The 11,821-nt window shown below is 34.7% G+C and carries 9 protein-coding genes; 5 read left to right on the top strand and 4 right to left on the bottom strand.

Translation table 11 applies throughout. The features are described 5' to 3' along the window. Positions 1 to 43 precede the first annotated feature (43 nt). Both ACQ65V_RS08595 and ACQ65V_RS08600 read left to right on the top strand, forming a co-directional pair. A complete protein-coding gene (locus ACQ65V_RS08595) occupies positions 44 to 1,099 on the top strand; it encodes a helix-turn-helix domain-containing protein (protein ID WP_430467586.1) in 1,056 nt (351 codons plus the stop codon). 95 nt (positions 1,100 to 1,194) lie between these two features. Continuing rightward, positions 1,195 to 2,493, top strand: a complete 1,299-nt coding sequence (locus tag ACQ65V_RS08600) for a carboxypeptidase-like regulatory domain-containing protein (protein ID WP_430467587.1) — start codon at positions 1,195 to 1,197, stop codon at positions 2,491 to 2,493. A gap of 75 nt (positions 2,494 to 2,568) precedes the next feature. Here the strand turns inward: ACQ65V_RS08600 and ACQ65V_RS08605 are convergent, their stop codons facing one another. From ACQ65V_RS08605 to ACQ65V_RS08620, 4 genes are all read right to left on the bottom strand, one after another. After that, a complete protein-coding gene (locus tag ACQ65V_RS08605) occupies positions 2,569 to 3,114 on the bottom strand; it encodes a YfiT family bacillithiol transferase (RefSeq protein WP_430467588.1) in 546 nt (181 codons plus the stop codon). Positions 3,115 to 3,156: 42 nt separating this feature from the next. Continuing rightward, on the bottom strand, positions 3,157 to 5,454 hold the full coding sequence (locus tag ACQ65V_RS08610) for a TonB-dependent receptor domain-containing protein (RefSeq protein ID WP_430467589.1): 2,298 nt from the start codon (positions 5,452 to 5,454) through the stop codon (positions 3,157 to 3,159). Between the two features lie 7 nt (positions 5,455 to 5,461). Beyond that, complete coding sequence (locus ACQ65V_RS08615) at positions 5,462 to 6,346, bottom strand: FecR family protein (protein ID WP_430467590.1); 885 nt, start codon at positions 6,344 to 6,346, stop codon at positions 5,462 to 5,464. 102 nt (positions 6,347 to 6,448) lie between these two features. Further along, the gene (locus tag ACQ65V_RS08620) at positions 6,449 to 6,964 is read right to left on the bottom strand and encodes an RNA polymerase sigma factor (protein WP_155089921.1); all 516 of its coding nucleotides are present in this window, start codon (positions 6,962 to 6,964) and stop codon (positions 6,449 to 6,451) included. Positions 6,965 to 7,061: 97 nt separating this feature from the next. Here ACQ65V_RS08620 and ACQ65V_RS08625 point away from each other — a divergent pair, with 97 nt between their 5' ends. From ACQ65V_RS08625 to ACQ65V_RS08635, 3 genes are all read left to right on the top strand, one after another. Further along, positions 7,062 to 9,323 carry a hypothetical protein gene (locus ACQ65V_RS08625; RefSeq protein ID WP_430467591.1) on the top strand — a complete coding sequence of 754 codons (2,262 nt, stop codon included), beginning with the start codon at positions 7,062 to 7,064 and terminating at the stop codon, positions 9,321 to 9,323. A 186-nt stretch (positions 9,324 to 9,509) separates the two neighbouring features. Beyond that, positions 9,510 to 10,841 carry a signal recognition particle protein gene (gene ffh / locus ACQ65V_RS08630; RefSeq protein WP_430467592.1) on the top strand — a complete coding sequence of 444 codons (1,332 nt, stop codon included), beginning with the start codon at positions 9,510 to 9,512 and terminating at the stop codon, positions 10,839 to 10,841. 91 nt (positions 10,842 to 10,932) lie between these two features. Next, positions 10,933 to 11,817, top strand: coding sequence for a bifunctional 5,10-methylenetetrahydrofolate dehydrogenase/5,10-methenyltetrahydrofolate cyclohydrolase (locus ACQ65V_RS08635; protein WP_273292359.1), 885 nt, complete (start codon positions 10,933 to 10,935; stop codon positions 11,815 to 11,817). Positions 11,818 to 11,821 lie beyond the last annotated feature (4 nt).

An 11,821-nucleotide genomic window follows, 5' to 3' on the forward strand; every position in this document is an offset into this window, starting at 1 on the left:
GCAAAAAATAAATATTACATTGTATCCAATAAAATAATTGCCCTTGGATATCATTCGATATATACTATTCGCTCAAGTTTTTATAGCCTTTTTTGTAGCTGGTGGTGTCTTTTTTAAGGAACGCAATCTCCGTAATACAACATTGTCTTTGCTTATAGCGCTGGTTGGTTTTCATATTTTATTGTTTTTATACGGTTCGAGTGAGATAGGCATAATCTATCCGAAATTTAGAAGTTGGTTTTATTATGAAATCGCCATGCTGTTTGGTCCTCTGCTCTTCGTTCATTTGCAGTGTGTTTTTCAAGACAAAAAGAAACTTCGTTTAGTAGATACATTGCATTTAATACCCATTGTTGTTTTTTGGATAGGCTATGGTGATGTGTTGATAATGGAAAACCAATTGCGCAATGAATATATCTTAGAGAACTTTATTACTAGAACCATGCGTTGGAATTACTTTTTAGCCATTCAAATGGGTGTTTACGCTATTGGATGTTCTGTATTTCTGTTTTCTAAAAGATTGGTACTATCAACAGAGCGGATTCAATATGCTCTATTTTTGGTTGTAGCTCATGCGTGTTCTACAATTCTTATTTCCTACCTTACCCATTATGCAGATGGTTGGAGGGATTTTGCGTCGTACTACCTTATACTTACATTAATGATTTTTGGGATTGGCTATCTGTTATTCAAAAATCCAGATTTTCTAAAAAAGATTCGAAAAAAATACTTTAGCTCTAACCTTTCGCAAAAAGATATGGTTCGTATAAAATCTAAGATAGAAGACGCGTTTATAAATGATCAATTATTTTTAGATAATAATTTAAGCATTCTAACCCTGGGAAAAGCCTTAAACGAGAAGTCGCATCATGTATCACAAACATTTTCTGTATTGATAGATGAGAACTTTAACGACTATGTTAATAAACACAGAATTGAAACTGCGAAACAACACCTACACAACCCAAAATACGATCACTATAAAATTGAGGCGATTGCTTTAGAGAGTGGTTTTAATAATAAAGTGACTTTCTATAAGGCGTTTACAAAGTTTACCGACGAAACACCTTCAGCTTTTAGAAAGCAAAAAAGAAGTTAAGAATTATCATTATTTACTTTTTAACATTTTGGTTTATAGGCAACTCCATGCATTTTTCGTATCTTAGTAAGGGTTAATTGCTAAATAATTACGCTATGAAAACAATATATTTTTACAAAACTTGTATCAGTACATGCATTGCCATGTTACTTATGACTTTTACTTTAAATGCGCAGTCAGATTTTACTGAGTATAACGGAGTGGTTGTTGATGGAAAATCCAATAGAACTTTAGAGGCTGTTAGTCTTAATGTGAATGAGACCAATATTAGTACAATAACAAATTCTGAAGGTGAGTTTACACTAAAAGTTCCTGCTAAGTATTTAGATTCTAAAGTGATTGTTAGCCTTTTAGGTTATAACACACGTGTACTCCCACTTTCGGAGTTATCTAAAGACGGAAATAAAATTAAACTCTATGAAGCTGTAACAGAGTTAACGGCTGTTAGTATTTCTGCTTTTAAGGATGCTGAGAAACTGGTACGTAGAGTTTTTAAGGAAAAGAACAACAACGTTATGAATGAGTCGGTATACATGACAGCCTTTTACAGGGAAACCATAAAACGCCGTAATAGAAATGTATCCTTAACAGAAGCTGTTGTTAATATTCTAAAGCAACCTCACACATCTTCTCAGCGTGATGCTATAAAACTTGGTAAGGCAAGAAAAAGCACAGACTATAAGCGTTTGGATACAGTTTCCGTAAAATTGCAAGGTGGTCCATTCTCCACAATATATTTGGATATTATGAAATACCCTGAATATATTTTCACCGATGAGACTATTAGTAGTTATAGATTTTCTTTTGATGCGCCTTCAACAGTAAATAATAGAAATGTTTATGTGGTTAATTTTAGACCAAGAAATAATGGCTTAAACCTTAACTACAATGGTAAACTTTATATAGATACACAGTCACTGGCATTGGTTAGTGCTAACTACTCTTTGGACGTGAGCAATAAAAGCAAGACTAAAAACCTTTTGGTTAAAAAGAAGCCTAGAGATGTTGTAGTGTACCCATTAGAGGCTAACTATAGAGTAGATTATAAAGCTAAAAATGGTAAATGGTACTACAGCTACTCTAACTTGAGTTTAAAGTTTAAGGTGAATAAAAAACGAGAGATTTTCAATAAAGTCTATACGTTATCTAGCGAAATGGCAGTTACCGATTGGGAAATAAATACCTCAGATATTAAGATTAGAAATAAAGATAGGTTAAGACCAACGGTAATAATTACTGATGCTATTTCGGGTTTTTCAGATCCAAATTTTTGGGGACAGTACAATTTAATTGAGCCAGATAAATCTATAGAATCTGCCATAGAAAAAATTAGAAAGAGCATTGAAAAGGAAAAAGAGAGAGAAAGAGAGCAATCTGCTAATGGAACACCTTAAATTTTCATGGTTTGATTATAATTAATAGCAAAAAAGCCCAGAAATTATTCCTGGGCTTTTTTGCTAAAAAACGTTTTAATTAAATTCACCTTTATAGCGAATTGCTTGCTCTATATGTGCAAAATGATGATTACTATGCCAGGCATAAACACCGATGGTTTCTTCTATAGAGTAACGCTTCCCATATTCTGGGTGAACAAACTCTCTTTTTAAATCATCTTTAGAAAAGCTTCTAAGCAATATACCAAGTTTGTTGTGTACTCCCTTAAGTATAGATATGGCATCATCTAGCGGTTCGTTATAGTCAATGAGTTTGGCAAATCGATCTTCAAAATAAGGTTTTATGGTTGGCGAATCTTCCGTTAACGCTAATTTAAATCTTATAATACTATTTATATGGCTATCTGCACAATGATGAACAACTTGCCTAATTGTCCAACCGTCAGGTCTGTATTTGTAACTAAGTTCTTTGCCACTGAGATTATTGGTGACGGATATAATGCGCTGAGGTAAGGTCTCAATGGCATCAATCCATTCTTGTAAATGCTCTTCCGTAATAACAGGAGGCTTTTCAAACTCGCCTATAGGGAATCTCAATTTGTACAATTCTTGTTCAGTCATATAAAAAGTTTTGAGCTTAAAATTAAGCATAAAACACAAAGGTTAGAAGTTTGCTCTAAAACTTAGATTAGGAGTAAATTTTAATGAACGATTGTCAATTTCAATAATAGCATCATCAGCATCAAAAGTGTAATAACGGTTAATGATATTGGTTTGGTTAAACATATTCCATACAGAGGCACCTATCTCAGTTTTTACACCTTTCATTAATTCAAATTTATATATGGCTGAAATATCAGCTCTAAAGTAATCTGGTAATCTCGAACCATTAGGATTACTATATTCAATAACGGAATTAGCATTATTCTGAACATTAGAAGGTTTAGAATATGCACGACCAGAATGCCAATTAAAACCAATACCAATTTTAAAATTATCTAAATTATAGGTTAATGAAGCATTGGCAACATGAGTTAAATCTACTGTGTTCGGAAAAGCATTGCCGTCATTGATATTATCGAACTTATAATCATTATTACTTAAAGTGTAGCTCAACCATGTACTAAAATTATTGAAACGTTTATTGACAAGAAAATCGAGACCAGTAATAGTGTAAGAACCAATATCATTGGCGAATTGAAACTGATTTTGAAACCCTTGACTTTGTGCCGTAATATCATCAACATTCTTATAATAGCCTTCTAAAGAAACCAAAAGATTGTTCTGGTTATAACTGACACCAAGTGATATTTGTTGGCTACGTATCAAAGGTACATCGTCTAAGTTAGAAAGCTGCCAACGACGTTTTTCTATACCGAAAAAATCTTGCTGTAGATCAATAACTTGAGTTATCGACTGACTTTTCAGTTCACCTAATATTTCAAGTCTAATATCGTTAGAAATTTTTTGATTGAAGGCAAAGCGCGGTTCAATAACCAGTTCCTTTAGCTTTTCAAAATAACTAATTCTTGCTCCTAATCTTATATAGGTGTTTCTTGATTTTGAGTAGCGTTCCGTTTCGCCAAAAAAAGCATGTGTTCTTATAATTTCTTTTACTAAGCTTGTGAAATCAGGATTGGAAACATCTTCAAAATTTGTGACCGCGACCTCGTTAAACTGATAACCTCCTCTAATTTCCGTGTTGTTGTCTACGTTTTGTGATATGTCTATACGCAAGCCGTAATCTTCAACCTTATTTTCTTGTGTCAAAAGCTGGTCATTGGTAATATCATTATTTTTAGCATCCAAATCGTAGTTGGAATAATATAACTGAGCCGAAGCGGAAATATCGTCATTAATTACTTTTGAATAACTCGTACTAAAGCCATAACTCACCTGGTTTAAGGTGCTTCTTACTTCTTGAAACTCATTATTGGAATTTGTGAATATTTGATTGTAGTCAAGGTTATTATAAATATTAAGAAGGTTAATACGAAGTTTAGAGGTCTCATCAATATCATATAAAAACTTAGTGTTGAGGTCATAAAATAAAAAACGCTCATCTAAAGCAAGTACGGTGTTTATGTTGTTGGAGGCATTAAGTTCAGAATCCCTGAAAATTCTATCGAAATAGGCATCGTAGGTGGTAGAGGCTAGAACATCTGTAAAAGAACGTCTCGCAGATACTTGTAATTCCATTTTTTTATTCAGCGGAATTTTTGCAAATCCATCAACGCTCAAAAGATTTGCGCCCAATCCACCATTAAATTTATTATCAACTATATTGCTGTTTTTAATGGAAATAGTACTTGAGACACCGTTGCCAAAAAGTGCACTTGTACCATTTTTTGCAACCCGTATTTCATCAGATAAATAAGGATTGAACGCAGAAATCAATCCAAAAAAATGACCAGATTGGTACATTCTGATGCCTTCGTAGAGAATTAGGTTTTGGTCATTTGTTCCACCTCTTACATTAATGTTAGAAATACGCTCATCGACACTAATAATTCCCGGAAGATTTTGAACAATTTGTAGAACATCAGGCTCAATAAGACCTGGAAGTATATCAAAGGCTTTGGCATCTACGGCAATCGCACCATTATTGGTTTTAGAAATACCCTTGGTTAAATAATTAGTTACAACAACTTCCTCTAGATACTGTATGGTTTTATGCTTTGCACTAATGGCAATAAATCGACTGCTAAGTACTTTAAAATTGAGCTGTGTAATGGATTTTAGTTTGTCCAATGCTTCATCCAATGATAATTCTGCAGACAATGGAGAAACCGCAACACCTTCAATAGTTTTGGTTTCATAAGAGAACTTAACGTCGTATCGTTTTTCTAATTGTTCAAGAATGTAGGCAAGAGGTTGTTCTTCTTTATTTTGGCTTTGGGCCAGGTGACAAGAAGTGATAAAAAATAGATATAAAACTACACGCCGTAATAGTTTATTCACATTGAACTCATTTAAACACAATAGAATTGCCAGACTTACTGTAGCTTAAATTTAATGGTATTGTTACGGATTGCAAGGCTAAATCTAAATTATTGTGCGCAAAACTTCCGGTAAATGAGCGAGAAGTATCTACCTTTTCAACAGTTACCTTTATATTGTACTGGTTTTCAAGTTCTGAAATAACGTGTTGTAAAGATGCATTTTTAAAACTGCTTTCACCACGCAACCAAGTTGGTTGCGTAGCGATTTCTTTTTCATTAACAAGTAGCTTCCCATCTATTATTCTTAAACTAAATCCAGGCTTTAATTTCACAAATTCTTCGTTGTTTTTCACGGCTACCAATCCTTCATAACATGTCACTTCAAAGTAGTTTTTACGTTGTTTAACATTAAACTGAGTACCCAAAACACTCACAGTACCATCATTAGTTATAACATCAAACTGTTGTCCTTTGGCCACTTTAAAAAAGCCTTCTCCATCTAATGTTACTTCACGGTTTTTACTCCAATGACTTTCATTAAAACTTAAGTAAGAATTTGCATTAAGCGCAACTGTTGAAGCATCTGGTAAAACAATTTGGGTTTTCTCTGCAATATCAGTATTGACCTTTGTATCTAAAGTCGTTGTGTAATAATAAACACTAAAACAGATGGCCAGTACTGCAGCAATTTTAAGAAGAGGTTTATACCAATCTATAGACTTATTACTGTCTATTTTTGTTTTTAAATCCTTGTAATTATTCTCCATAGAGAACTCTGGAGCCTTAAAATTATTTAAAGCACTATTCATACGGATTAAATCTTTGTAATCCTCTAGTTGCTCAAAAGCCTTTTGCTCTTCAGTAGTAAGGTTGTTGTCCAACCATTTTTTTATGAGTTCTTCTCTTTTCATAATGGTAATTCATCTATATAACAGCCAAGCACTAAAAATTCCTACCTTCTAATATTTCCAAATTCCAAAAACTGAATACTGTGACTAAGACTCGCAACTAAGCTAAAGTCCATCAATATCCTTGCGCAGCTTTTTCAACGCTCCATAAATTCGTTTTTCAACAGCCTTAGTGGAAATGTCCAATAGTTCTGCTATCTCTTTAAATCGCTTACCTTCAACTCTGTTCATTAAAAAAGCCACGCGTTGTGCTTCAGTTAAATTAGCGAGTGCATTCTGTAATTTTTGATGATACTCTTTTTCTTGCATTACAAACTCAGGCGATTCGTTTGTAGAGTGCTTTTGAGGTAGCTTTTGGTATTTTAAAACCACTTTTTTGTGCGCAACTGCATTAAGCATTAGGTTATTGGCTGTTGTAAATAAAAAGCTCTTTGCTTTGTCTGGTGAAACTTTACTGCAATTCTGCCACAATTTTATAAATGCTTCTTGTACTTTATCTTGTGGATTTAGATTTTCACCAAACTTGTAATACAAGAAGTCATGAAGGTTTTTTGAATGTTTTTTGTACAAACGTTCAAACAGTTGTTCTTCGCATATATGATTTTGTATCGGTTGGCTCATAACTTTCGCTTCACAAATTATAAATAAATTTTCTAAAGCAAGGGTAGGAAAATCAAAACTAAGATTGTTTTATAATAAATTGATAAAGCTCCCAAAAATGAAAACAACGATCAATCACACAATCCTACTAGCCTTTTTTGCCCTATTAACTTTTTCTTCTTGCCAAGATGAGGCAACAGAAGTAAATAGTCCTGATGAACATGAGGTAATCATTCCAAGTTCTCCATTGGCATCATTTATGAGTAATGTTACAGCCAATTACGGAGCGTATGACGATATATTAGATGATGCCAGCTGTTTTTCAATTGAGTTGCCAGTAACCATTATAGTTAGTGATATCACTATAACTATTGAAACTGAAGCTGATTTAGAACAACTCGAAGATTTATTTGAAGAGTTAATAGATGATGAGGATTTTCTTGATTTCGTATTCCCGATTACCATAATTTTTAATGACTATACTGAAATTGTAATTGAAAATGAAGACCAACTAGAAAACTTTATTAATGAATGTGATGACGATGATGATGTTATAGAATGTATTGATTTTGTATATCCAATTTCATTTTCTGTGTTCAATTCAGATTTCAACATTGTTGATACCGTTACAATAGAAAATGATGAAGCCTTGTATAACTTTCTTGAAGCGTTAGAGGAAGATGACAATGCTCTGATTGTAAGCTTAAACTATCCAGTGACGTTAGAATATGCCAATGGCGAAACCATAGAAGTTAATTCTAACCAAGAACTTTCTGATGCCATAGAAGCAGCAGAGGACGATTGTGATGATGATGACTATGATTGTAATGAGGAAGATATTACGGAATTGTTGTTAGAGTGCCCTTGGGATATCAACGATGCCAATAATGATTTTGAAATCCATCAAATGATCTTCTATGAAGACGGCACTTTGCAAATAACTGAAGGAGATGCCACAGTTTTCATTGGAGGAAATTGGGAGGTTTATTCAACCGATAATGGTTTAATCTTAAATATAACAGAGCTAACGGCTTATCAAGATGATTTAGGTGGTGAATGGCTAATAGTTGAATGTGATGATGATGAACTAGGTATAGTACGTGGAGATTATTCTATTGAATTAGAGCAAGACTGTGAAGGAGATTTAGGATGCTCCATAGCCGAAATAAATGAAAACCTTGGGGAATGTGCCTGGTTGCTAGAAACAAACCTCATCAATACTATAGCAGCGGTTTATGTGTACTTTACACCAAACGGACAGATTTTATTAGATGATGGAGATGGAACAGAATCTCAAATAGGCACTTGGGAACTGTTAGTAGTGGCTGGTGATGTATATATGGATCTTATGTTTGAGGATGATTTTGAACTATTAAATGGAGAATGGCAAATCGTTGAATGTGAGGATGATTATTTCTACCTAGTAAATGGTGATGATTATATAGAACTGCAACAAGAGTGTGATCTTAACCAAGGCAACGAAGTCTTCGACTGCTTCTCTAATTTTGAATTAGTGGAATGCTTAGGTCCAAATAATGAAGCTGAGTTTAACCTAAGTGGTGGTACTATAGGATTAATAGATTGCCAATATAGCTTTATACCTTCATTCCATGAAAGCATAGCTGATGCTGAGAATAATGTGAACGCCATTGTAGAAACAGAATCATATTGGTCTGCAACTGGACAGGTTTATCTCAGAATAGAAGCTGAAAATGGAAATTTTGAAGTATTTACAGTGTATTTGATTACTGAAGAATGCAACCTATTTGAATGTTACCAAAGTTTTGATGCTGTATTAGAACAATGTGATAATGGAACAGATGGACCATACACGTTTGATCTTACAACCGCCTTTCACAATTGTAACCCAAGTGCAGATATAGTCACTTATCATGAAAGCCAAGCTGATGCTGAAGCAAACGTAAACGCTATTTCCAATCCAGAGAATTACGCAATGATTGGTGTAGAAGCCGTGGTTTACACAAGAGTTGTAATTGACGACCAGTTTGAAGTATTCCCTATAATATTAGTCGTAGAGGATTGTAATGAGGGTAACTGCACAGAGCAGGAGGTAGATGCCTTTTTAATTAGCTGTATGTGGAATGCAGTGAACTACAATGGCAGTGATAATTTAATGGAATGGAATTTTGATTTTGAAGCTTCAAACAATATCGTTGTCATATATACAGATAACCAAACTATTGATGCATTTTGGTCAACATCACAATCAAATGACGGTGTTATTGTCACATTCTCTAATGTTTCAGGACCAAATATTCAGGCTATAACTGGTGATTGGTTAGTTGTGGAATGTGAAGAAAACCGATTAGAAATGCATAGAGGAGACGATGTCTTGGTATTAGAAAGAACTTGTGAATAAGAAGAAGAACCGCTAAATAAGTTAGTAATTTTAGTAAGTTTAAGTTGATTGAAGAGAGTTGCCAACCGCTGGGCAGCTCTTTTCTTTTGTAAAATTCTCAAATATAGCATAGTAGAATTATAGATATCCCATTCGTTTATCTCTTGTAAATTCTTAAATTTGCAACTTCAAAAAGAGATAAAGATTATGTTTAATAATTTAAGTGATAAGTTAGATAAAGCGTTACACGTTTTAAAGGGTCATGGTAGCATTACAGAAGTAAATGTTGCAGAAACTTTAAAAGAAGTAAGACGTGCGCTTTTAGATGCCGATGTTAACTTTAAAATTGCTAAAGATTTTACTAATAGAGTAAAGGAAAAAGCACTTGGTCAAAATGTATTGACTACACTTCAGCCAGGTCAGTTAATGGTTAAAATCGTTAAGGACGAATTAACTGAACTTATGGGAGGCGATGCAGAAGGAATCGATCTTTCAGGTAACCCAAGTGTTATTTTAATGTCTGGTCTGCAAGGATCTGGTAAAACGACATTCTCTGGTAAACTTGCCAATTATCTTAAGAACAAAAAGACAAAGAAACCATTATTAGTAGCTTGTGATGTGTATCGTCCTGCGGCAATTGATCAGTTGCACGTGGTTGGCGATCAAATCAATGTTGAGGTTTATAGCGATAAGGGAAATAGCGATCCGGTTGCTATCGCCCAAGCTGGTATTGCACATGCAAAAGCAAACGGTTATAATGTAGTGATTATAGATACTGCTGGTCGTTTGGCTGTAGATGAAGCTATGATGACCGAAATTTCGAACATTCATAAAGCCATTGAACCACAAGAAACTTTGTTTGTAGTGGATTCCATGACAGGTCAGGATGCTGTAAACACAGCAAAAGCCTTCAATGATATATTGAATTTTGATGGTGTTATCCTTACCAAATTAGATGGTGATACCAGAGGTGGTGCCGCGATTTCGATTAAATCGGTAGTTAACAAACCAATTAAGTTTATTGGTACAGGTGAGAAGATGGAAGCGATTGATGTCTTCTATCCGTCACGTATGGCAGATCGTATCTTGGGAATGGGTGATGTGGTTTCTCTTGTTGAGCGTGCTCAAGAACAGTTTGATGAAGAGGAAGCACGAAAACTTCAAAAGAAGATTGCCAAAAACCAATTTGGATTTGATGATTTCTTAAAGCAGATTCAGCAAATCAAGAAAATGGGTAACATGAAGGATCTTATCGGAATGATACCAGGTGCTGGAAAAATGATGAAAGATATCGACATTGATGATGATGCCTTTAAGGGTATTGAAGCCATTATACATTCTATGACTCCTGAAGAACGCGCAAATCCCTCAGTAATCAATTCGAGTCGTAAAAAGCGCATTGGTAAAGGGTCTGGTACTTCAGTACAAGAGGTTAATCAATTACTGAAACAGTTTACGCAGATGAGCAAGATGATGAAGATGATGCAAGGCGGAGGCGGAAAACGCATGATGCAAGCCATGAAGAATATGCCACGTTAATAGTTGGCAGTTTGGCAGCCCTCAGTTGGCAGTCAAATAAATATAAAACATAACTACTGCAGACTGAATACTGCAGACTGAATACTGAGAAATGACCATACTAGACGGAAGAAAGACAAGCAAGGACATTAAGGAGGAAATCAAAGCCGAAGTTGACAAAATGAAGGCTAATGGCGAAAAGGTGCCACACCTTGCAGCGGTCATAGTAGGTAATGATGGTGCAAGTTTAACTTACGTCGGTAGCAAGGTAAGAGCATGTGAACGTGTAGGTTTTGAATCTACAATGGTGCGTATGCCAAATACAACCAGTGAGATAGAGTTATTGGATAAAATCGAAGATCTAAATAATGATGACGACATCGATGGGTTTATTATTCAATTACCGTTACCACCTCAAATCAATACGCAAAAAGTTTTAATGGCTGTGCATCCCGATAAGGATGTAGATGGTTTTCACCCAATGAACTTTGGAAAAATGGCATTGGATATGTCTACATTTATTCCTGCGACACCATTCGGAATTTTAGAACTTCTAGACCGCTATGGAGTTGAGACCAAAGGCAAGCATACGGTTGTTATTGGTCGCTCGCACATTGTAGGCCGTCCTATGAGTATTTTAATGGGACGTAAAGGTTTTCCGGGCAATTCGACAGTAACTCTAACACACAGTCACACCAAGAACATTACTCAAATTACCTCACAAGCTGATATCATAATTTCGGCATTGGGAATTCCAAAATTCTTAAAAGCAGAAATGGTAAAAGATGATGTTGTTATTATCGATGTTGGTATTACACGAGTACCAGACGATTCTGAAAAAGGGTACTATATTACAGGTGATGTAGATTTTGAAAACTGCAGTAAAAAAGCAAGTTATATTACACCAGTTCCTGGTGGAGTAGGGCCAATGACAATTGCTATGCTTCTAAAGAATACACTATTAGCTAGAGAGCAGCATAGAAAGCATAAACTATAAGCTA

Origin of the sequence: Winogradskyella ouciana, from assembly GCF_965284585.1 — a bacterium.
Classification (GTDB): Bacteria; Bacteroidota; Bacteroidia; order Flavobacteriales; family Flavobacteriaceae; genus Winogradskyella; species Winogradskyella ouciana.